The 21,041-nt window shown below is 61.3% G+C and carries 19 protein-coding genes; 10 read left to right on the forward strand and 9 right to left on the reverse strand.

All coding sequences use genetic code 11. The features are described 5' to 3' along the window. Positions 1-207: 207 nt before the first annotated feature. Both J3P76_RS11765 and J3P76_RS11770 read left to right on the forward strand, forming a co-directional pair. Positions 208-993 (forward strand): DeoR/GlpR family DNA-binding transcription regulator, encoded by a 786-nt coding sequence (locus J3P76_RS11765; protein WP_434701978.1) that lies wholly within the window; start codon positions 208-210, stop codon positions 991-993. Between the two features lie 91 nt (positions 994-1,084). Continuing rightward, positions 1,085-2,011: a Gfo/Idh/MocA family protein gene (locus J3P76_RS11770; protein ID WP_434605974.1), complete on the forward strand. Its 927-nt coding sequence runs from the start codon at positions 1,085-1,087 to the stop codon at positions 2,009-2,011. 71 nt (positions 2,012-2,082) lie between these two features. Here the strand turns inward: J3P76_RS11770 and yghU are convergent, their stop codons facing one another. Continuing rightward, on the reverse strand, positions 2,083-2,922 hold the full coding sequence (gene yghU / locus J3P76_RS11775) for a glutathione-dependent disulfide-bond oxidoreductase (protein WP_434605972.1): 840 nt from the start codon (positions 2,920-2,922) through the stop codon (positions 2,083-2,085). Between the two features lie 332 nt (positions 2,923-3,254). Here yghU and J3P76_RS11780 point away from each other — a divergent pair, with 332 nt between their 5' ends. After that, positions 3,255-5,309 carry a 2Fe-2S iron-sulfur cluster-binding protein gene (locus tag J3P76_RS11780; RefSeq protein WP_434701979.1) on the forward strand — a complete coding sequence of 685 codons (2,055 nt, stop codon included), beginning with the start codon at positions 3,255-3,257 and terminating at the stop codon, positions 5,307-5,309. Positions 5,310-5,427: 118 nt separating this feature from the next. Further along, the gene (locus J3P76_RS11785) at positions 5,428-5,982 is read left to right on the forward strand and encodes a DUF488 domain-containing protein (protein WP_434605968.1); all 555 of its coding nucleotides are present in this window, start codon (positions 5,428-5,430) and stop codon (positions 5,980-5,982) included. Here J3P76_RS11785 and J3P76_RS11790 read toward each other — a convergent pair. Next, a complete protein-coding gene (locus tag J3P76_RS11790; RefSeq protein ID WP_434605966.1) occupies positions 5,965-6,483 on the reverse strand; it encodes a GNAT family N-acetyltransferase in 519 nt (172 codons plus the stop codon). The genes J3P76_RS11785 and J3P76_RS11790 overlap by 18 nt on opposite strands. 141 nt (positions 6,484-6,624) lie before the next feature. On the opposite strand from J3P76_RS11790, the gene J3P76_RS11795 reads away from it, so the two are divergent. Further along, positions 6,625-7,125 carry a GNAT family N-acetyltransferase gene (locus J3P76_RS11795; RefSeq protein WP_434605964.1) on the forward strand — a complete coding sequence of 167 codons (501 nt, stop codon included), beginning with the start codon at positions 6,625-6,627 and terminating at the stop codon, positions 7,123-7,125. Here the strand turns inward: J3P76_RS11795 and J3P76_RS11800 are convergent. Continuing rightward, positions 7,085-8,071 (reverse strand): DMT family transporter, encoded by a 987-nt coding sequence (locus J3P76_RS11800; RefSeq protein WP_434605962.1) that lies wholly within the window; start codon positions 8,069-8,071, stop codon positions 7,085-7,087. The genes J3P76_RS11795 and J3P76_RS11800 overlap by 41 nt on opposite strands. Before the next feature lie 74 nt (positions 8,072-8,145). Between J3P76_RS11800 and J3P76_RS11805 the strand changes: the two genes are divergently transcribed. Continuing rightward, entirely contained in the window at positions 8,146-9,000 is an 855-nt protein-coding gene (locus tag J3P76_RS11805) for a LysR family transcriptional regulator (protein ID WP_434559087.1), read from the forward strand. Positions 9,001-9,019: 19 nt separating this feature from the next. Here the strand turns inward: J3P76_RS11805 and J3P76_RS11810 are convergent, their stop codons facing one another. Continuing rightward, a complete protein-coding gene (locus tag J3P76_RS11810; RefSeq protein WP_434605960.1) occupies positions 9,020-9,397 on the reverse strand; it encodes a YceK/YidQ family lipoprotein in 378 nt (125 codons plus the stop codon). Further along, the gene (locus J3P76_RS11815; protein ID WP_434605958.1) at positions 9,394-10,602 is read right to left on the reverse strand and encodes an MFS transporter; all 1,209 of its coding nucleotides are present in this window, start codon (positions 10,600-10,602) and stop codon (positions 9,394-9,396) included. The genes J3P76_RS11810 and J3P76_RS11815 overlap by 4 nt, the downstream gene beginning before the upstream one ends. 116 nt (positions 10,603-10,718) lie before the next feature. Here J3P76_RS11815 and J3P76_RS11820 point away from each other — a divergent pair, with 116 nt between their 5' ends. Then, positions 10,719-11,177, forward strand: coding sequence for a winged helix-turn-helix transcriptional regulator (locus J3P76_RS11820; protein ID WP_420763778.1), 459 nt, complete (start codon positions 10,719-10,721; stop codon positions 11,175-11,177). A 15-nt stretch (positions 11,178-11,192) separates the two neighbouring features. Here the strand turns inward: J3P76_RS11820 and J3P76_RS11825 are convergent, their stop codons facing one another. After that, positions 11,193-11,939 (reverse strand): substrate-binding periplasmic protein, encoded by a 747-nt coding sequence (locus J3P76_RS11825; RefSeq protein WP_434605956.1) that lies wholly within the window; start codon positions 11,937-11,939, stop codon positions 11,193-11,195. A gap of 217 nt (positions 11,940-12,156) precedes the next feature. Between J3P76_RS11825 and J3P76_RS11830 the strand changes: the two genes are divergently transcribed. Next, complete coding sequence (locus tag J3P76_RS11830; RefSeq protein WP_434605954.1) at positions 12,157-12,852, forward strand: tRNA (adenine(22)-N(1))-methyltransferase; 696 nt, start codon at positions 12,157-12,159, stop codon at positions 12,850-12,852. A gap of 37 nt (positions 12,853-12,889) precedes the next feature. Here the strand turns inward: J3P76_RS11830 and J3P76_RS11835 are convergent, their stop codons facing one another. The 3 genes from J3P76_RS11835 to J3P76_RS11845 all read right to left on the reverse strand — a co-directional run bounded on the left by J3P76_RS11835 (position 12,890) and on the right by J3P76_RS11845 (position 17,830). Further along, positions 12,890-15,193 carry an Orn/Lys/Arg decarboxylase N-terminal domain-containing protein gene (locus tag J3P76_RS11835; RefSeq protein ID WP_434605952.1) on the reverse strand — a complete coding sequence of 768 codons (2,304 nt, stop codon included), beginning with the start codon at positions 15,191-15,193 and terminating at the stop codon, positions 12,890-12,892. Beyond that, on the reverse strand, positions 15,190-16,599 hold the full coding sequence (potE, locus tag J3P76_RS11840) for a putrescine-ornithine antiporter (protein WP_420763782.1): 1,410 nt from the start codon (positions 16,597-16,599) through the stop codon (positions 15,190-15,192). The genes J3P76_RS11835 and potE overlap by 4 nt, the downstream gene beginning before the upstream one ends. Before the next feature lie 235 nt (positions 16,600-16,834). Beyond that, positions 16,835-17,830 (reverse strand): aldo/keto reductase, encoded by a 996-nt coding sequence (locus tag J3P76_RS11845; RefSeq protein ID WP_434605950.1) that lies wholly within the window; start codon positions 17,828-17,830, stop codon positions 16,835-16,837. 113 nt (positions 17,831-17,943) lie between these two features. On the opposite strand from J3P76_RS11845, the gene J3P76_RS11850 reads away from it, so the two are divergent. Both J3P76_RS11850 and J3P76_RS11855 read left to right on the forward strand, forming a co-directional pair. Then, positions 17,944-18,867, forward strand: a complete 924-nt coding sequence (locus tag J3P76_RS11850) for a LysR family transcriptional regulator (RefSeq protein ID WP_434605948.1) — start codon at positions 17,944-17,946, stop codon at positions 18,865-18,867. A 124-nt stretch (positions 18,868-18,991) separates the two neighbouring features. Continuing rightward, a complete protein-coding gene (locus tag J3P76_RS11855) occupies positions 18,992-20,992 on the forward strand; it encodes a M10 family metallopeptidase C-terminal domain-containing protein (protein ID WP_420763785.1) in 2,001 nt (666 codons plus the stop codon). The last annotated feature ends 49 nt before the right edge of the window (positions 20,993-21,041 follow it).

Raw genomic sequence — 21,041 nt, forward strand, 5'->3', positions numbered from 1 at the left:
GCGACCGAGGAAGTCGCTCGTTAACGAAATGACGCAACCGACCTTGTGTTGACTGGCGTCACGGGGCGCTGTTCAGCGACCCGGCGGGAGAGGGTGACGAAAGGTGATTCAGCCTGGGCTGCGGCGGGGGTTTGACGATCCGAACAAGACCCGGCATATTGTGCTCGTTTATGTTTATTCATGCTCGTTTATGCAGGTTGTGATGTCATGAGCGCCACTCACGAAGTATTTCCCGGCGAGCGCCAACGCTTGATCAGTGAGCGACTCGCCGTTTATGGCCGGGTCATCGCGGCGGACCTGGCCAGCGAATTCAATGTATCCGAACACTCGATCCGCAGGGACCTCGGGGCATTGGCGGCGGCAGGCTTGTGCAAGCGCGTCTATGGCGGCGCGATTCGCCTGCCGGCGGCCGAAGCGCCCATAGACGTTCGGATCCATCAGGATCCGGCGCGCAAGGACGACCTTGCCCGGACGGCGGCGTCGTTGCTCAGCGCCGGTCAGCACGTCTTTCTCGATGCCGGGTCGACCAACCTGGCGATTGCCCGTGCCATCGATCGAGCGCTGCGCTTGACCATCAGCACCAACTCGCCCTTGATCGCGGTGGAGTTGATGAAGCTGCCCAACGCCGAGGTCATCCTGCTCGGTGGCCGTCTGAACCCTGTCGCCGGCGGTGCGATCGGGCTGGCGGCCGTCCAGCAATTGCGCCAGTTCAATTTCGACCTGTGTTTTGTCGGTGCCTGCGCCATCGACCCGGACAATGGCGTGACGGCGTTTGGCCTGGATGACGCCGAATTCAAGCGTGCGGTGGTCGCGGCGAGCGGTCAGGTGGTGGTGGCGGTTACCAACCAGAAGCTGTCCAGCGTTGCTCATTACCAAGTGGCGACGTGTGAAGAAGTCACCGCGCTGGTGGTGGAACACGATGCACCCCATGAGCGGCTCGACCCCTTCCTGGAGCGCATCGCCAAGGTCATCAAAGCCCCCGCCAAGACATAAGATGCTGCAACGGGCCACGAGCCCATTGTCCGACAAGCGTTTTACGTCTAGTTTGCTGCCCCATCATAAGTACAAAAGTCAGGAGTCATCGATGCAACCGATCCGTCTCGGTCTGGTGGGCTACGGTAAAATTGCCCAGGACCAACACGTGCCCGCTATCCGCGCCAACCCTGCTTTCGAGTTGGTGGCGGTCGCGACCCAAGGGCAGCCTTGCGCTGGAGTGGAGAACTTCCAGTCCCTGGGGGAGCTGCTGGACAAAGGTCCGCGCGTCGATGCGGTCGCGTTTTGCACGCCGCCCCAGGGCCGGTTCGAGCTGGTGCGGCAGGCGCTGGAGGCGGGTAAACACGTCCTGGTGGAAAAGCCGCCGTGCGCCACATTGGGCGAGGCCATGGCGTTGGTGGACCAGGCGCATGCGGCAGGCGTCAGCGGGCTGTTCGCCTGGCATTCGCGTTATGCGCCCGGCATCGAGGCGGCCCGCGACTGGCTTGCCAGCCGCACGCTGCAAAGCGTCCAGATCGATTGGAAGGAAGACGTGCGCAAATGGCACCCCGGCCAGGCATGGATCTGGCAACCCGGCGGCCTGGGCGTGTTTGATCCGGGCATCAACGCCTTGTCCATCGCCACCCACCTGTTGCCGCTGTCATTGTTCGTCGAGTCGGCCGAACTGCGGGTTCCCGACAACTGCCAGTCACCCATCGCCGCGAGCATCAAGATGTCGGACGCGCGCGGTCTCGATATCCGCGCGGAGTTCGATTTCGACCATGGTCATGATGAGCTCTGGAGCATCGAGATTCGTTGCGCCGAAGGCACTTTGCGCTTGGACAACGGCGGTGCGCTGCTGAGCATCGACGGCGTGCGCCAGGTCGTGTCGCAGGAGGGTGAGTACGCGGCGGTGTACCGGCACTTCCAGCAACTGATCAATGACAAGGCGTGCGACATGGACCTGCAACCGCTGCGCCTGGTGGCGGACAGCTTTTTCGTCGGCAGCCGTACCTTGGTCGAGCCGTTCTACGACTGAAATACCCCATGCCGGGGGTATAGCAGAGCTTCCATGGCGAGCGAGCTTGCTCCCTCGCCATGGTGCCTTGCCTAGCCCAAATCCTGCGCCCGATGCCGCTCCGGCACCTGGCTCGCCTCATCGCCCCAGGTCCGGTTGACACGCTGTCCGCGCATGACTGCGGGCCGCTGGGCGATTTCCTCCGCCCAGCGCTGCACATGGGTGTACTCATGGGCGCTAAGAAATTCGGCCGCCGAGTACACGTTGTTCCGCACCAGTTGGCCATACCAAGGCCAGACCGCGATGTCGGCGATGGTGTACGCCTCGCCGGCCAGGTAGCGGTTTTCAGCCAGGCGACGGTCCAGGACATCCAGTTGGCGCTTGGCTTCCATGGTGAAGCGATTGATGGGGTATTCCAGTTTGTCCGGCGCGTAGGCGTAGAAATGGCCGAAACCACCGCCCAGGTAAGGGGCCGAGCCCATCTGCCAGAACAACCAGTTCAGGGTTTCAGTGCGGCCGGCCAGATCGCTGGGCAGCAAAGCGCTGAATTTCTCCGCCAGGTACAGCAGGATCGAACCGGACTCGAACACACGGGTCGGCGGCTCGACGCTGCGGTCCAGCAGGGCCGGGATCTTTGAGTTCGGATTGACTTCGACAAAGCCGCTGGAGAACTGGTCGCCTTCGCCGATGCGAATCAGCCAGGCGTCGTATTCCGCGCCGGTGTGCCCGAGGGCCAACAGCTCTTCGAGCATGATCGTGACTTTCACGCCATTGGGCGTTGCCAGCGAATAGAGCTGCAAAGGATGCTCGCCGATCGGCAAGTCTTTTTCGTGGGTCGGCCCGGCGACAGGCCGGTTGATGCTCGCGAAGTGGCCACCCGAGGGGGCCTCGTGTTTCCAGACTTTGGGTGGAACGTAAGACGCTTGGCTCATGAACGTACCTTATCGTTGAGTGCACTTGTTCCGGGACGAAGCCACGACACGTTTGCGCTATGGCTGGCGTCGAGACGTGGACTCTAATCTATGGGCGCTCTGTCAGGCAGACAAGGGCCACCGACAAGATAAGTCGAGTCGACGGCGCAGCGCTTTGAAGGGTCATTCCATTTAATGAAACAGTGGATTTCAATCCATGCGTATTCCTGCGCCACCGCTTTGGGCAGAAGATGGCTCCACCCTCATGCACCGTTCGCCATCGGTGTGATGGACCCTCCCTGACCAATGCGCATTCAACCCCGTTGTAAAACGGAGGGCGCGAGGAGTAGCTGATGAACGAAGCCACCAAAGCACAATCTTCGCCCTGGCATGAAGGGGAGTTGACCTTGCAGCGCTCCGTCGGGGCGGTTGAGATGATGGCCGGCGTCGGTCAGCGACAACTGGCGCGTACCTGGATGCCGGACCAGCACCGGGAGTTCTACGGGCAATTGCCGTTTGTGGTGCTTGGGGCAGTGGATCGTCAGGGCGATGTCTGGGCGACTCTGCGCACCGGGCAGCCCGGCTTCATGAATTCACCTGATCCTGAAACGCTGCATATCCATTTCGATCCGCAGCCTGAAGACCCGGCACAAGAAGGGCTGGGCGAGGGCGACGCCATCGGCATGCTGGGTATCGAATTGCACACCCGTCGGCGTAATCGCATGAACGGCGTGGTGCGCCGCGAGCTTGACCAGGGCCTGGAGATTTCGGTGACCCAGGCCTATGGCAACTGCCCGCGCTACATCAATCTGCGCCAATACCGCTTCGTCGATGAGCAGCCTGCTGCCTCACGTGAGCTGGAAGTAGCCGATCCTTTGGTTCGTCGTCTGGTCACCGCGTCAGACTCGTTCTACATCGCCACTTACGTGGTACGCGACGGTGAACGGCAGGTCGACGCCTCCCATCGCGGCGGCAAGCCCGGTTTCGTACGCATGGACGAGGACGGGACGCTGACCATCCCGGATTTTTCTGGAAACCTGTTCTTCAACACGCTCGGCAACATCCTGCTGAACCCCCGCGCAGGCTTGGTGTTCGTCGATTTCCAGACCGGCGACCTGCTGCAGATGAGTGGTTCAGCGCAGGTGGTGTTGGAAGACCCGCAGATCGCCGCGTTCCAGGGCGCCGAACGGTTATTGCGGTTCACCCCGCAGCGCGTGGTCTACCGTTCGACGGCAATACCGTTGCGCTGGAAGGATCAGGCTGAAGGCGACTCGCCCAATTCACTGATGACCGGCAACTGGGAACAGACTGCCGAACGCTTGCAGGCCGAGGTCCTGCGTACCCATTGGCGTGCGCTGCAAGTCACGCGAGTGGTGGACGAAAGCCACAACATCCGCTCGTTCTATCTGCAAACCACCGACGGTGCCGGCTTGCCCCGGTTCGAGGCCGGGCAGCATCTGCCCGTGCGGGTGTTGTTGGAGGGGCAGGGCGTGCCTTCGATCCGGACGTACAGCGTGTCCAGCGCGCCCTCGGATGATTTCCTGCGCATCAGCGTCAAGCGTGACGGCGCGGTCTCTTCGCATCTGCATGAGCAGATCCAGGCGAGCCACGATATCGAAGCCCGGGCGCCACAAGGTCATTTCACGGTGGACGCCACCGAGCGCCGGCCGTTGGTGCTGCTGGCGGCGGGCGTTGGCATCACGCCGCTGTTGTCGATGCTGCGCGAGGTGGTCTATCAAGGAAAACGCATTAGCCGCATGCGTCCGGTCTGGCTGGTGCAAAGTGCCCGGCACGTGGCCGACCTGGCCTTTGGCGAGGAAATCGATGAGCTGGTGGCGCGTGCCGGTGACAAAGTGAAAGTGCTGCGCCTGGTCAGCCAACCGCCCACCGACGGCAAACCCGGGCAGGGTTATGACGTGGCCGGACGAATCGATGTGACGCTGCTCAAGCAACTGCTGCCGCTGGACGACTACGATTACTACCTGTGCGGTCCGGGCACGTTTACCCAGGCGCTCTACGACGGCCTGCGCAAGCTGCGTATCCCGGATGATCGCATTCACGCTGAAACCTTTGGTCCGTCTACGCTGGTGCGCGATATCGAGGTCCGCGTACCGGCCGCCGAACAGGTGCCGGCGGCGACTGAGGCGGTGAAAGTGCTGTTCTCCGGTTCGGCCAAGGAAGCCCGCTGGGAACCCGGCAGCGGGACGCTGCTCGAGCTCGCCGAGGCCCGCGGCCTGAATCCGGAATTCAGTTGCCGTGGCGGTTCCTGCGGTACCTGCAAAACCCGCATGACCCAAGGTCAGGTGCACTACCTGACCCAACCCGCCGAACCCGTGGCCGACGGCGAAGTGCTGATCTGTTGCGCGGTACCGGCCCAGGGCAGCGAGCCTTTGGTGCTCGAAGCCTGATGCCCGACGATGCAGGCTGGCTAGATTGTCCGTGGGCAAGTGCTGGCCATCGGAAAACAGGAAACTAACGTGTGGCGGGGTTGTTCCTATGAAACGGCCAGCTGAATTCGGATGCGTCATGGAAAAACCCAGCTTCTACACAATCGGCCATTCAACCCGAACCCTTGAGCAATTCGTTGACATCGTGAAGAGCTTCGGTGTCGAGATGATTGTCGACGTGAGGACTGTTCCAAGATCGCGCACGAATCCCCAGTACAACCTCGATACGCTTCCCGCGCTTTTGGAACGGTACGGGCTCAAGCATGAGCAAATACGGCAGTTGGGTGGGCTGCGAAAAAAATCCAGGATCGTTGCCGATGAGGTCAATGGGTTCTGGGAAAACCGCAGTTTTCACAATTACGCGGATTACGCGTTGTCGGATGAGTTCGAGGCGGGCCTGGATCATCTTTTGGTACACGGCCAGACTCTCAAATGCGCAATCATGTGCGCGGAAGCGCTCTGGTGGCGTTGCCATCGCAGGATCATCACCGATTATCTGTTGCTCCGTGATGTCGACGTCTTCCATATACTGGACAAAGACAAGGCGACTCAAGCCGTGTTGAATCCAGCGGCACAAAACTCTGGGCTGAAGTTGACCTATCCAGCGTATCCCGACTCAGCACACCCGCCATGACATGGCGCAACGGCTGCCCGGTGCGAAGCCGCGACGGTATTCCTCTGCCAGGATGGCGGCCAGGCGCGGGGCCAGCGTGGCTTCGGGCAACTGTTCGAAACCCAGTCGGGCGTAGAATGGTGCGTTCCACGGTACGTTCTTGAAAGTAGTCAAGGTAATGGCTAGCAGCCCCTTGGCGCGCGCGTGGGCCATCGCGATTTCCATCAATCGACGGCCAATCCCTTGCCTTTGCTCGGATTGCATGACGGATAACTCGTGCACATGAAGCGCTTCGTCATACCGTTCTGCGCTTAACAAACCTTGAGGCAAGTCCCGGTGGTTGACGGCCACCCAGCACGTCGACAACGCAATAATCCGCTGGTGACGCTCGACAGGCATGGGCGCTGAATCAACCACCCAGCTCAGAGCTTCTATGGTACTGAATGCCCGGGCGGCGGATTTTTCAACGTCGGGCAGGAACGGCGCATCATCTGGATGTGCGAGACGAATGGTGATGGTCATGGGGCGCTTTTTTGGTTTTCTTCCGGTACTGAATTCTGGCAAATGACATCTGCTGAGACAAACTTCGAGATGCCTGGAATGTACTATGCTTTTTCGTATGCGGTAAAAGCAGTCATTTAACGCAGCGAAGGGAAACCTCAAATGACCAGTGCTGAAACCGTAGTTGGTAGGGCCAAGCAAGCGGACCTGACCGGTATCCTGGCCCTCCAGGCTAAGAACCAGATGGATCGGGGAGGATCGCTTTCTGCCAGCCTCCCGCGAACCCGCGTAAAAGCCATGATGAGGAATATGCCGTTGATCGTCGCGCGTCGTAATGGCCAGGTCACCGGTTTCCTGATGGCGACTCCTCGTGCGATGAACCTGGATCTTCCCATCGTCCAGGCCATGTTTTCTTCGTACGGGGGAACCTCGGATGCATACATCTATGGGCCTATTTGCGTAGGGGAAGAGGAGCGCGGCAAGGGCTTGGCCCAACGAATGTTCGACGAGCTCAAGCGACTCGCCCCCAAGCGCGAGGGCGTTCTTTTCATTCGCACGGATAACGCCCCGTCGCTTCGTGCGCATCAGAAAATGGGTATGAAGGAAGTGGGTTCTTTTCGCTTCAACGATTTCCAATACGCTGTGTTTTCCTATTTTGGCTAGTCCCGCTTGGATTCGATTGACCCCGAGCCTGACGAGCCTCATCGCGCACAACCAACCCGATCCCGACAGCAGACACCGCCATCCCCAGCGCCATCTGCCAAGACAGCGGCTCGTCGAACATCACCCAGGCCCACACCATGGTAATGGGCGGGCTCAGGTAGAGGACGCTGGCGACCCGGGTCGCCGAGGCCCGGCGCAGGCATAGCCAGTAGAGTCCATAGCCGCCCATCGTCGACAGTCCGGCCGTCCATATGACGCTCAGGGCGAACCCGGTACTGGGTATCGGCGCCAGACTGCCTTGCACGCCTTCGATCAGGGCAAAGGCCAGGCCCGAGACACAACATTGCAACCAGAGGTTCGGTAGCAGCCCCATGGATTGCGAGGCTGGCAGGTGTTTTTGCCAGAGTGTCGCCGCAGCGAGCGACAACATGCCCAGCAGTGGCAGCCCGTAGACCCACAACGGCGCGCTGCCCCACCCGAGCGCGCCATGGGTGCCCAGGGCAACGCCCGTCAGGCCTATGAACAAACCTGCCCAGACCCGCGGCGCCATGCGCTGCCCCAGGATACCCGCGGCCATCAGCGCCAGGCCCATCGGCAACAAGTCGGCGAACAAGGCGGCCAGGCCAGCGGGCACACCCCAGGCAATGCCCTGGGTAATACCAGCCAGGTAACCCGCCATCGCCAGCAGTCCGATACCGGCGTTTTTCAGGAGGGTGACGAGGGCGGTACGCCTCAGTTGCCGGACGACGAAAGGAAACAGCAGGAGCGTGACCAGCACGCAACGCCAGAACACCACAAGCAGCGGCGGGGCGTAATCGATGGAGAATCGCGCGCCGACGAAGCCGGAGCTCCAGGCCACGAGTAATGCCGCTTCGAGCAAGGGCAACGGAATCAGCCAATACGCACTGGGCGGCAACGAGCGGGTGATCGATTTGGTCGGGTTCATGGTCACAGGCTACGAAAGCCGACTAATCTAATAAATCAAAATATCGTGCAGCACTGGTTTAAAAAGGTTGAATCATGACAGCCATACTGGATATCGAACTGATCCGGACGTTTCATGCAGTCGCGCGCCTGGGCAAGTTCAGCGGCGCGGCGCAGCAGCTCCACAAGAGCCCGGCAGCGGTGAGCGTGCACATCCAACGATTGGAAGCAGTCGCCGGGGGCCGTTTGCTGGACCGTGACAATCAGTCGGTTTCCCTGACCGCCCTGGGCAAGCGCCTGCTCGTGTCCACCACGGAGCTGCTCGCGACCCATGACCGCGTGCTCGCCGACCTACACGGGACACGGCTGGCGGGGCGCGTCACCCTGGGCGTGCCGGACGAATACGCCGATCATGTCATTCGCGACATTCTGCCGACATTCACCGCAGCCTGGCCAAACGTGGTCCTCGAACTCAAGACCGCACCCAGCTATGCGCTGCGCGAGTATGTCCAACGTGCAAAACTGCAGGCCGCCGTACTCACCCAGCCAATGGACCAGCCTGAGGCGGCGGGCCAGATCCTGGTCACCACCACGCCGGTTTGGGTAGGCGCGACCCATGGGGCGCCGAGCGCGACGGACCCGCTCCCGCTGGCCGTGCATGCGGCGCAATGCCCTTACCGCCAAGTCATGCTGCAGGCGCTGCGGCAAAGCGGGCGCAAGGTGCGAATCGTCCTGGAGAGCCCCTCGAACCAGGCCATCAAGGCATGCGTGGAAGCCGGACTGGGAATCAGCCTGATCGACCGCGCCCGGGTGACGGAGAACATGCGCATCCTCGAGGGTTTGCCGGTGGTGCCCGATCATGAAGTGGTGTTCGTGCGCTCCCAGGCCTCACACGCCGATGAAGCGGTAGACCTGTTGGGCAAAGCGATCCAGCAGCGCTTTCGACTGTAAGAACAGGAGGAGGCGACGGCTATTCTTCCGCCGGCCTTATGTGAAAGAGGGTGTAGGGCAGGATAAGCGTATCGGCGACAAAACTGAGGGGCAGATCGATGGCCGCGAGCGGCGCAAACGCACTGGCGTACGTCGCGTTATCCTCCGTCGCCGCTTCCTTGAGCACCTGATAATCGAAATACGTACCGCAATAAGGCTGCACACCGCAGAGCGACCCGGGGCCAAAGGTTTCGTTGGCCGTTGCGCAGCCGGTCAGCAGTGCGATGGTTAGAGCCGCTCCGATGATGCGCATGGCGTTCCCTCGAATATTGGAGCGCGACTGTAGCATTTGTGACGGGTGAGTCGGTGCCTTGATCGAAAGCGCCTCGCAGCTCGCCGCGCACAAGTTATCGATCACGCCGATTTCTGTTCAGCGCACCCGCCCCGATGAATCGAAACGCCCCACAAACCCAACGCTACAACACTGATCGACCCACCCAGCCAACTGACCGCGGCCCAGCCCCATAGCGCATAGACCTGGGTCGCGGCGGCGGCACCCAGTGCGCTGCCGATCGAATAGAAACACATGTAGGCGCCGACCATGCGGCTTTGCGCGTCGGGACGTGCGGCGAGGATGAGGCTCTGGTTGGTGACATGCACGGCTTGTACGGCAAAGTCGAGCAGGACCACGCCGAAGACCAGGGCGATCAGGGAGCTTTCGGCGAAGGAGATGGGCAACCATGAGAGCACCAGCAGACCCAGCGAAAGACCCGTCACGCGTTGCCCCAGTCCTCGATCGGCCCAGCGACCGGCTCTGCGAGCCGCCAGCGCGCCGGCAACCCCGGCCAGGCCAAACAGGCCGATGGCGGTGTGGGAAAGCGACAATGGCGGGGCACTCAACGGCAGGACCATGGCGGTCCAGAGGACGGAAAACGCGGCGAAGATCAGCAGCGCGAACAGCCCCCTGATTCGTAACAGCGGTTCGGTCATGAACAGTTGGAACAGCGAGCGGATCAGGGCTGGATAGGGCTGCCGATTTCCCGGTGACGCCGTGGTGGGTGCCACTTTCCAGAACACCGTCGCGATGATCAGCATCAGTCCCGACGACACAAAATAAACCGCACGCCAGCCGGCGAGGTCGGCGATGAACCCCGAGATGAATCGCGCCAGAAGTATGCCCATCACGACTGCGCTGGTGAGGGTGCCGACGGTCTGGCCTCGTCGGGACGGTGCCGATAGCACGGCTGCATAGGCCACCAGCACTTGGACGACGACCGCGAGCAGGCCCGTGGTGATCATGGCGCCCAGGAGGATGAGCCAATGCTGGGATGCGCCGACGGCCGCCAATGCAATCACGGACAACGTCACCAGGGTCAGGATCAGCCGTTTGCCGTCGACCCTGTCGCCCAGCGGGACGATAAAGAGCAAGCCCAATGCGTATCCAAGCTGGGTGGCCGTGACCACGATGCCGATCGAGGCGGGAGCGACACCCAGGCTCTCGGCCATCGAGGCTAGGAGGGGTTGGGCGAAGTAGACGTTGGCGACGGCCAGTGCGCAGGTGATGGATAACAGGGATGTGAGGGCTGGGGACAGGCCTTGGCTTGGGAAGATGGGTGCGGTCATGTGCGCCTTCCAATCTGGTTGCAATTAAAAACCGGATTGGATTTTTGCTTGAATGGGTTTTAATTTGCAACTAGTTTGGTGGAGCTACCCCCCAGCGTCAGCAAACAGGAAACCCAATGTCAGAAAACACCCCATCGCCCAACAGCGAATGCCCGGTAGCCCGAACACTGGAAATCATCGGTGACCGCTGGTCGCTCATGATCATCCGCGATGCCTTCGACGGCATTCGCCGCTTCAGCGAATTCCAGAAGAGCCTGGGCGTTGCCAAGAACATCCTCGCATCGCGCCTCAAAGGCCTGGTTCAAGTCGGTGTATTGCGCGTGCAGCCCGCATCGGACGCAAGCGCCTACAAGGAATATGTCCTGACGGAAAAAGGCCAGGAAATCTTTCCAATCGTGATCAGCCTGCGGCAGTGGGGCGAACGTTTTTTGTTCGCCGAGCACGAGACGCGGTCGGTGCTGTTGGACAACGCCTCTGGCGAGCCGTTGATGCCCATCGAGGTCCGCGCATTGAGCGGCCAGAAATTGCAACCGGGGGATTGCCACAGGGTGAGACGCATCGCCGGCGAGCCGTGACTCAGGCGCGTTGCTTCAGGGCTGGGGAGGCTGCTCATAGCGTTGCTGGATACGCGCCAATTCGCCGGACCGGCGCAGTTGCTCCAGCGCGTTGCTCCAAGCGGTGATCAGTTCGTCGTCACTGTCGGTGCTGAAGGCGATGTACAGCGACGAGCGGTAAAGCTCGATGGGAATCTTGCGCAGGGTGCCCGGCGCGATGTCCAATTGGCGGCTGTAATACGCCACTCCGGCCGCGGTGTCGCCGACGATGATGCTGGTTCGTCCGGCAAGCAGCATGCGGTACAGCAGCCTGCTTTCGGTCGCACTTTTGTCCAGGTTATTGAAACCCAGCGATTGCAACGTCTGCGGCACCAGGCCCGCGTGCCGCGTGGTGATCTGCGGAGCGCGCAGCAGTTGTTCGAGAGAGTTGATCGGCGGCGAGCCGGCCAGTTGGTAGGCGTGGATGGATTCCTCAACGATCGGGCCGACCCATTTGTACAATGGCTCACGCTCCGGTGTGCGGAACAGCGAATACATGATGGTCTTGGGCCGGTTCTTCAGGATCTGCGTGGCGCGCATGCTGGGTTGCACCGACATCTCGAAATGATCGCCAGTCAGCGCCATGATGGCCCGGACGATTTCCGTGGTCATGCCGGTGAGCCGATGGTTCTCCACATAGTTGTAGGGTGCCCATTCCTCGGTGACGACCTGATATTGCCCGTGTGCGGTCGCCGGGCCGAGCAACAGGCTGAGCAGCACTGCGGCAGGCATCGAATACTTCACGTGTTCTCCTGATCAACGGTTCGCTGTTGCTGGCGAACCCAAGACAAGCATAGACCCAAACACGTGCCGGGCATCGGCGGCTGCTTCGTTATGCGAGCAATGCCTCAGCTCATTGTCGCAAGCGTGGCCGGTAGCAACTTTTACATTCCATCGCTGATAAAGTGGGCGCCCCGCCAAGACAGCGGCCGCATAAGCAACGCAAAACAGGATTGAACGCTTGAACGAACAGACATTGTCCATGCGCCTTGAACGCGTGGCGGGGCTCGTGCCGACAGGGGCGCGCCTGGCCGATATCGGCTCGGACCATGGCTACCTCCCGGTGGCGTTGATCAAGCGTGGGGTGATCGCGGCGGCGGTGGCGGTAGAGGTGGCGTTGACGCCGTTCCGCGCGGCTGAGCGCACCGTGCGTGAAAGCGGCCTGGACGAATGGATCAGCGTGCGCCTGGCCGACGGCCTGGCGGCGATCGAACCGGCGGACGGCATCACGGCGATCAGTCTGTGCGGCATGGGCGGCGAGACGATTCGCGACATTCTTGACAGTGGCAAGTGTCGCCTGAGCGGTCGGGAACGCCTGATCCTCCAGCCCAATGGCGGCGAACAGCCCTTGCGCCAATGGCTGATGGACAACGACTACCGCATCCTGTGCGAAGACGTATTGCGGGAAAACCGCTTCTACTACGAAATCATCGTCGCCGAGCGTGACGGGCCGGTGATGTACAGCGCCGAGGAGCTGTACTTCGGCCCGCTGCAAATGCAGGCCCGCAGCCCGGTATTCCTGGCCAAGTGGCAACGCATGCTGCGCCTCAAGCACAAGACCCTGGCCAATTTCACCCAGGCGCAGCAGGCCGTGGCTGAAGAAAAAGTACAAGACGTCGCGCGGCAGGTGCGGTGGATCAACGAGCTGCTGGCGTGAGCCCAGCGAATCTCGATGACGTCCCCGATCCAATCGGCTAACGGTCCGTCGCGTCCTGTTTCAACACCAGCAACCGATAGACGCCGCCGTCATTTTCGATCCCATGGGTGTCATGGGTGAAGCCAGGGAATGACCGGTCAAAACTCTCCAGAGCCTTCAGGTAAGCCAGCAAGGGTCCGTCTGATGGGCCAGCATTTTCCCCTGGCATCAACAGGGGGATGCCCGGTGGATACGGCACGATCCCCGTTGCCGCGATCCGACCGGCGGCCTCGTCCAGCGTCACCTGCTCGATTTCGTTTCTGACCAGTTTTTCGTAGGCCTCCACGGGGCTGAACTGCGCTTGCGGCAGCGTGCCGAAAGCCTTGGCCATGGCTGCGGTGGTCTTGGTTTTTTTCATGGCGGCGAAGATCTCTTCGGCCAGGTCCTTGAGCCCCATGCCGGCATAGCGCTGTTGGTTGGCGCTCAACAGGTCGGGCAGGCACAGCTCCAGTTCGAGGTTGGCGTCGTAGTCACGCTTGAAGTCGAGCAGGGCGTTCACCAGGGTGCCCCATTTGCCTTTGGTGATGCCGATGGAAAACAGGAACAGGATGGTGAAGTCGGTGGTTTTTTCCACCACGATGCCTTGCGTGCCCAGGTAGGCGCTGAGTACACAGGCCGGGATGCCAAAGTCCAGCAGATTCCCGTCGTCGCCCATGCCAGGGCTCAGGATCGAGACCTTGATCGGATCGAGCATGCAGTAGCCGTCTTCAATGTCGCCGAAGCCGTGCCAGACCTCATTGGGGTGCAGCACCCAGCAACCAGGATCGGCCTTGAGCCGCGCTGGATCGACCTCATGGAAGGCGATCGACTGCCCGTCCACTTGCACCATCGGCGGCTGCCAGCACGAGAAGAACCAATCGTCGTGACTGAACATCTCGCTCTGCATATGGGAAATGACCTGCCGGAAGGCGACAGCTTCTTCGATCGCCTCGCTGGTGAGGATCTGCCCGCTGGGCGCCTCCATCATCGCCGAGCTGACATCGCACGAGGCCATGATCGCGTAGTTGGGCGAGGTCGAGGCGTGCATCATGTACGACTCGTTGAAGCGCCCGTGGGGAATCGGATTACGGCCATTGCGCACGTGGATCATCGACGCCTGGGACAGCGCAGCCAGCAGCTTGTGAGTGGACTGGGTGGCGAACACGGTCGGTTTCGACGGGTCGTGGTCGTCCGGGCTGCCGTGCATCGCAAAGCGGTCCTTGTACAGCGGGTTGAAGCGCGCGTAGCCATACCAGGCTTCGTCGAAGTGCAAGCGATCGACGCTTTGCCCCAACAGTTCCTCGACGCGGGTGACGTTGTAGGTCAGGCCGTCGTAGGTGGAATTGGTGATAATCGCGTGCACGGGTGTCGGGTCGATGTCGCTCTTGACCAACGGATTGCTGGCTATGGCGGCCTTCACGCCCTCGGCGCTGAGGGTCTGCGGCAGGATCGGGCCGATGATGCCGAAGCGGTTGCGAGTCGGCACCAGGTAGGTCGGAATTGCCCCGGACAGCGTCATCGCATGCTCGGCGGATTTGTGACAGTTGCGGTCGCACAAGGCGATCTGGTCCCGCGTCACGCTGGCCATCAGGATCACGCGGTTGGACATCGATGACCCGTTGGTGACGTAGTAGGTGCGATGGGCGCCGAAGACCTTGGCGGCATAACGCTCGCCTTGCCCGATGGGGCCGCTGTGGTCGAGCAGCGAACCCAGCTCGCCGACGGAGATGGACAGGTCCGAGCGCAGCAGGTTTTCCCCGAAGAATTCATAGAATGCCCGGCCCGCCGTGCTTTTCAGAAAGGCCGTGCCGCCGGCGTGGCCCGGCGTGTGCCATGAATATTCGTAGCTGCGGGCAAATTTCAGCAGGGCGCCGAACATCGGTGGCAACACTGCCTGGCGATAACGTTCGATCGCCGCCAGGATCCGCCCGCTCAGGAACCGGCTGGTGTCCTCGGGCAGCCAGATGAAGTCGTCGGCGTGTTGCATGACGATCAACGGCACGTTGGACGCGGTGCTGCGATCACTGATCAGGAACACCGGCACGCGGGTGTTGCGCTCGCGCAGGGCGGTCAGCAGGTCGATGCATTCGCGATGGTCTTCGCTGGTGTCTATTTCCCAGCTGAGCAGCACGCACTGGATGGCCGGGTCGGAACTGAGGATCGACTTGGCATCGCTCAGGGTCTCGGAAGTCAGCACACTGACGGCGCGATCCTCTACGTCACTGATCAGCTGGATCAGGGCCCGGCCGAATACGCTGCGCTTGTCGGGTGCGTTGGAGACGAGCAGGGCCAGCATCCCCAATAGATTTCGATGTTCCGTCATGGCAATGCCTCCAGGTTAGCCGGCTTCAAGTGGTTGACGGGAATGGGCTCGCCAACGATGTGCTGCGCCGCGACGGTCTGGGTCGGTACGCTGTTGTTCATGGCCTCCAGGCGGATCAGGCGGGTATTGACGTAACCGAACAGCGTGTAGCCGACGATGACCGCCACGCCGCCGAGCATCAGCGCTTGTTCGCCCGAGCTGTAGAGCGCCAGGTAACTGTAGGCCGCGGCGATGCCTGCGACGATATTGGTGACCAGAGCCTTGTTCGCCGGGACATTGGAAACCTTCTGCAGGGTCACCAGCGTCGCCATGGAGAGAATGTACGGCACCAGGTTGGTCACCACGGCGAGGTTCACCAGCGTATCGAACTGCTTGGCGAGGTCGGGACTGATGGTCAGCAGCGCCATCGCCGTCTGCATCGCCAGCAGGATCAACATGCTGATGATCGGCACGCCATGCTTGTTGGCCTTGGCGAAGATCGGCAAGAAGTAACCCGTGTCCGCCGAACTCTTGAACACCTGGGCGACGGTGAACTGCCAACCGAGCAGGGAGCCGACGCACGCCAGCACCATCAGCCCCATGACGATGTTGCCCACCAGGGGCGTGAACATCTTGGCGAACACCAGGCCGAACGGCGCGGTGGAGGACACCAGCTCGGCGTTGTCGACGATACCGGCGATGACGTTGGTCGAGACGATGTAGATCACAGCGGCGCCGAGCGTCCCGCCGAGAACGGCGATCGGCACGTTCTTCTCGGGGTTCTCCACCGCGTCACCGTTGGCGCACGCCGACTCCAGGCCCAGGAAGGCCCAGAGCGTGATTGCCACCGATGCGCCAGCCGCTTCGTACCAGGGTTTGTCGTGAGGGTTCCAACCGGCCGCATAGACACTGCTGTCGAACCAGAACCAACCAAGGGTCGACACCAGCACCACCGGGGCAATGACGCCCCATACGGTCACGGCGCCGATCTTGCCGGTAACGCTTGCGCCGCCGAAATTGGCGAAGGTGGTCAGCCACAACAAGGCGATGGTTGCCAGGCCGACTTGCAGCGAGTCGAGCTGGATGCTGAAAAGCGTCTGGATATAGCCGACGGCCGTGATGCTGATCGCCACGTTGGCAATCAGCAGCGATAGGCCATAGGTGTAGTTGGTGATGTAGTTGCCGGATTTGCCAAAGGTGTATTCGGCGTATCCGCCCATGCCGCCGGTCTTTCGACTGAGCATGCCGCAGCGGGCGAACGCGTAGGCCAGCGCCAGGGAGCCCGTGGCGGTGATCAACCAGGACAGGATGGAGATGCCGCCGACTTCGGCGAGCTTGGTGGGTAACAGGACAATGCCGGATCCCAGCATGTTGACGGCAGTCAGCATGGTGAGTTGCCCCACGCTCATTTTCTTGGCGGCTGACATTCCCTTGCCTCACATACTGAAAGTGACGGGGTTAAGTCATAGCAGAGGATCTCCAGTAAGCAAGAATCGCTCGCATCGCGATGACTCCATCTATCGAATAACCCGTGGCGAGGGAGCTTGCTCCCGCTGGCCGGCGAAGCCGTCCCCGGCAGTCTTCGGGTAGACCGCGTCGGCTGTTTGCGACTGCTGCGCAGCCGAGCGGGAGCAAGCTCCCTCGCCACGGTGGGTGTGAGGATCAGCCGTCGAGCAAGGTCATCACCTCGGCACTGTAGCGCTCGCCGGCCACGGCGCCTTCGGGGGCGAAAATGGCGTCCAGATGATTCAAGTCATCGCTGCTCAGGAAAACGCTGGCGGCGGCGACGTTGCTTTCCAGGTATCGACGCTGCTTGGTGCCCGGGATCGCGGTGACATTGCTTCCCTGGGCCAGTACCCAGCCCAAGGCCAGTTGCGCGGCGCTGATGTGCTTGTCCTCGGCCATGGCCCGGACTCGTTCGACCAGGGCGAGGTTGCGATAGAAGTTGTCGGCCTCGAAACGCGGATTGAAGCGCCGATAGTCGTCGGCGGCAAAGTCCTCCGGCGTCTTCAACTCGCCCGTCAGGAAACCACGCCCCAACGGGCTGTAGGCGACAAAAGCGATTCCCAGGCGTCGGCAGGTTTCGAGCACGCCGTTGTGTTCCGGCTCCCTGGACCACAACGAATATTCGCTTTGCACCGCCGCCAGGGGATGCACGGCATGGGCCCGCTCGATTGTCTCGGCGCTGGCTTCCGAAATGCCGATGTGGCGAACCTTGCCGGCCTTGACCAATTCGGCCATGGCGCCAATCGTTTCTTCCACCGGCACCTGAGGGTCGATTCGGTGTTGATAGTAAAGATCCAGGTAATCGGTTCCGAGGCGCTTGAGGCTGCCGTCGATCGATTGCCGGACGTACTCCGGGCGACCATCGACGCCCCGGGCATGTGGATCGTCGCTGCGAACCAGGCCGAACTTGCTCGCCAGAAAAATCCCATCGCGCTTGCCGCGCAACGCCCGTCCCACCAATTGCTCGTTGGTGTGCGGCCCGTACATGTCCGCGGTGTCGAAGTGTGTTACGCCCAGTTCCACGGCGCGGTGGAGCGTAGCGATTGCCTCTCGCTCATCCGCGCCGGTGGTGTAGAAATCCGACATGCCCATGCAGCCCAAGCCGATGGCGCTGACGTGTGGGCCTTGATGGCCAAGTTGGCGGGTGATCATAAGAGTGTTCCTTTGGGTTGAGATGACGAGATCAGTCTCCTTAAATTGGTTTAATGGATAAAGCTGGTGATTTTGGTTTAACTATTCGTGATTTCTAAACAGTGAGCCGAATAATGGACCGATTACAGGCAATGCAAGTGTTCCGACGCATCGTCGAGCTGGGCGGTTTTGGCAGGGCGGCCGATGACCTGGGGCTGCCCAGGGCCACCGTCAGCTTGTTGATCCAGCAGTTGGAAAGCCACTTGGGCGTGCAGTTGTTGCAGCGCACCACCCGGCAAGTGCGTGCCACCCTCGACGGCGAAGCCTATTACCAGCGCTGCGGCCACTTGTTGGAAGAACTGGACGACCTGGAAAACTCGCTCTCCACGCAACGGAGCCAACCCCGGGGCACCTTGCGCGTGGACATGCCGATCGCCTTCGGCTGCACTTGGATCGTGCCAAACCTGGCGGACTTCTATCGACGCTATCCGCAGTTGCAACTGGACCTTGGTTTCCATGATCGGCAAGTACATCTGCAACGCGAGGGGGTCGATTGCGCCATCCGGGCCGGCAATATCGTCGACCAGGCGCTGGTGGCGCGGCCGATCGTGCGGCTGCATCAAGTGACCTGCGCCAGCCCGCAGTACCTGGCTCGCGAGGGCACGCCACGGCGACCTGAAGAATTGTCCGGGCACCGCGCCGTTGGCTTCGCGTCCGGCAATGGACGTTTTTTTCCGTTCGAGTTCGAGGCAGCGGGGCAGGTGCGAGAGCTGAACATGCCTTCGGAACTGACCGTCAACAATGCCGACGCCTACGTGACGGCCTGCGAAGCGGGACTCGGCTTGATTCAGGCGCCGCGTTATCACGTGCAGCGGCAGTTGGCAGAAGGGCGCTTGGTGCAAGTGTTGACGGAACATCCAGTGCCGTCATGGCCGATTTCGGTGGTCTATCCGCCCCATCGGCAACTGTCGCCCCGGGTGCGGGTGTTTATCGACTGGGTGATCGAGTTGCTCCATGGCGAAGCGGATGCCCAAGGCGAGTTGATGATGAAGGTGTAAGGCTTGGAAAAGCACGGCGCTGCGTTGCGCTGATGGGATCCAAGACTGGCGAAGCCGCCATGAATGGCTATTTTGTAAGGTGCGAAAATTTTCTGGAGTGTCTCATCGACACATGAGGTTCAGCATGGACAACGCACACAGCAATGCAGGATTGGCCCCACGAGCAGGCACCGGGAAGACCTTCGTCGACCTTGACGGCTACAACGACACCAAGAAAATCGCGGTGGCCCCGGACGGCACGATATGGCTGGCGGGCATGACAAAGGTAGAAAAGGATTGGGAGTACGAAGGCTACCGGACCTCCCTGATGCGCTTCAATGCCGACGGCACCCTCGATACGACCTTCAGCGACGACGGCAAGACGCAGCTCCCTCACGATATTTTCCCAGGGGAAGGCTACAGTGCGGCCGTGCAGCCAGACGGGAAGTATCTGCTCGTCTACCCACAATTCACGTCCGGCATCGCCATGATCCGGCTCAATACCGACGGCACGGTGGACCAGGGGTTTGGTGTCAACGGTAAGGCCATCGTGCCGGGGTCCTGGGGCGATTATGCCAGTGCCACGGTACAGCCTGACGGCAAGATCCTGGTGTCGAATCAGGACAGCTACGAGAGTCTGTTTTCGGTCAGTCGCCTCAATGCCGACGGAACGCTTGACTCGACCTTCAATGGCGGCAACGCCATCCAATTCAATATCCCGAACATGGGCGCGCTGGAAGGGTACGGATTCACCCTGCAAGCGGATGGCAAATTGCTGGTGCCGGGTTACAACGGCGAGATGGTGGTCGCGCGCTTGAATGCAGACGGCAGCCTGGACAGCAGTTTCGGCACGGACGGCCTGGTCGATACGCAGGTGGCGGGCCTTGCAGCCTCGGTCACCGTCCAGGCCGATGGCAAGATCCTGTTGGCCGGTGGCGGCGAACAAAATGGCAGCGGTTTTGATTTCAAGATCATCAGGCTGAACCAGGACGGCACTCTGGACACAAGTTTCGGCAACGCTGGCGTCGCGGTGATCGACCTGACCGGTGATCGGGACATGGCTCGGGACATTACCGTTCTGGCGGACGGGAAAATCCTGGTGGCGGGGCAGAGCACCTATTTCGGCAACGCTGATTTCAGCCTTATCCGGCTCAACCCTGATGGTACGCTCGATACCACCTTCGGCGCACTTGACGGTGTGTTGCCGGGCATCGATGGAGGGCGGGGCGATGACGTCCTGTCAGGCACCTATGTCCCGGAACGACTCAGCGGCCATGACGGTGCCGACTTGCTTGATGGCGCTGGGCAACGGGACGTGCTGGAGGGCGGAGCCGGTGCCGATGTCTTCCGGGTCAGTACGATCGGCGACAGTTACCGCACCGACAACCAGGCCGTCAGCGATCGAATCGTCGACTTCGACGCCGATCTGGATCGGATCGATTTGACGTCGCTGGGGTTCAGCGGGTTCGGCAACGGATTGGATGGAACCCTGGCGGTGCACGTCAACGAGGCCGGAACGCGAACCTATCTGAAAAGCTTCGACGCGGACGGGCGGGGGCATCGTTTCGAATTGGTCCTGGATGGCGACGTGGCTCAGGCCCTCGATGAAACCAACGTGGTATTCGCGCCGCACCTGATCCAGGGGACCGAGTCAGCCGACCGACTGATGGGTTCGGTGGTCGGTGACCAGATTGTCGCCGGCGCCGGTAACGATGTCGTTTCGGGCGGCAATGGGCACGATGTCATCGACGGCGGGCTGGGACGCGACGTGCTCAGCGGCGGCGAGGGTTGGGATGTTTTCCGCTTCGATGCTCTCGATGACAGCTTTCGCACGGCCGACGGCAATTTCCAGGATCGGATCATCGACTTCGATCCGCTCACGGACAAGATCGACGTGTCGGCGTTGGGCTTCACCGAGTTCTGGAGCGGCTATAACAAAACGCTGCAAGCGGTCGTCAGTGAAGACGGCCAGCGGACCTACCTGAAAAGCTATGAGGCCGATGACGAGGGGCGCCGATTCGAGGTCACCCTGGAGGGGAATGTGGCAGCGCAACTGAGCGACAAGAACTTTATCTTCGCTTCAGGTGACGAGCCCTTTGCGCAACTGCAACTCTTGGGCGTCGCGGCCCCGGAACAGTTCGGGTAGACGGTCTGCCTGCGAGTAAAAATGTCGGAACTAACGCGCTCCCGACACG

Origin of the sequence: Pseudomonas sp. D1-36, from assembly GCF_051132205.1 — a bacterium.
Lineage (GTDB): Bacteria > Pseudomonadota > Gammaproteobacteria > Pseudomonadales > Pseudomonadaceae > Aquipseudomonas.

Bases quoted from the DNA above. Each gene is read 5' to 3' on its own strand.
- yghU (WP_434605972.1), bottom strand. From the start codon at position 2,922: ATGAGCCAAGCGTCTTACGTTCCACCCAAAGTCTGGAAACACGAGGCC.
- J3P76_RS11770 (WP_434605974.1), top strand. From the start codon at position 1,085: ATGCAACCGATCCGTCTCGGTCTGGTGGGCTACGGTAAAATTGCCCAG.
- J3P76_RS11785 (WP_434605968.1), top strand. From the start codon at position 5,428: ATGGAAAAACCCAGCTTCTACACAATCGGCCATTCAACCCGAACCCTT.
- J3P76_RS11855 (WP_420763785.1), top strand. From the start codon at position 18,992: ATGGACAACGCACACAGCAATGCAGGATTGGCCCCACGAGCAGGCACC.
- J3P76_RS11780 (WP_434701979.1), top strand. From the start codon at position 3,255: ATGAACGAAGCCACCAAAGCACAATCTTCGCCCTGGCATGAAGGGGAG.
- J3P76_RS11835 (WP_434605952.1), bottom strand. From the start codon at position 15,193: ATGACGGAACATCGAAATCTATTGGGGATGCTGGCCCTGCTCGTCTCC.
- J3P76_RS11850 (WP_434605948.1), top strand. From the start codon at position 17,944: ATGGACCGATTACAGGCAATGCAAGTGTTCCGACGCATCGTCGAGCTG.
- J3P76_RS11815 (WP_434605958.1), bottom strand. From the start codon at position 10,602: ATGACCGCACCCATCTTCCCAAGCCAAGGCCTGTCCCCAGCCCTCACA.
- potE (WP_420763782.1), bottom strand. From the start codon at position 16,599: ATGTCAGCCGCCAAGAAAATGAGCGTGGGGCAACTCACCATGCTGACT.
- J3P76_RS11765 (WP_434701978.1), top strand. From the start codon at position 208: ATGAGCGCCACTCACGAAGTATTTCCCGGCGAGCGCCAACGCTTGATC.
- J3P76_RS11795 (WP_434605964.1), top strand. From the start codon at position 6,625: ATGACCAGTGCTGAAACCGTAGTTGGTAGGGCCAAGCAAGCGGACCTG.
- J3P76_RS11820 (WP_420763778.1), top strand. From the start codon at position 10,719: ATGTCAGAAAACACCCCATCGCCCAACAGCGAATGCCCGGTAGCCCGA.
- J3P76_RS11790 (WP_434605966.1), bottom strand. From the start codon at position 6,483: ATGACCATCACCATTCGTCTCGCACATCCAGATGATGCGCCGTTCCTG.
- J3P76_RS11800 (WP_434605962.1), bottom strand. From the start codon at position 8,071: ATGAACCCGACCAAATCGATCACCCGCTCGTTGCCGCCCAGTGCGTAT.
- J3P76_RS11805 (WP_434559087.1), top strand. From the start codon at position 8,146: ATGACAGCCATACTGGATATCGAACTGATCCGGACGTTTCATGCAGTC.
- J3P76_RS11845 (WP_434605950.1), bottom strand. From the start codon at position 17,830: ATGATCACCCGCCAACTTGGCCATCAAGGCCCACACGTCAGCGCCATC.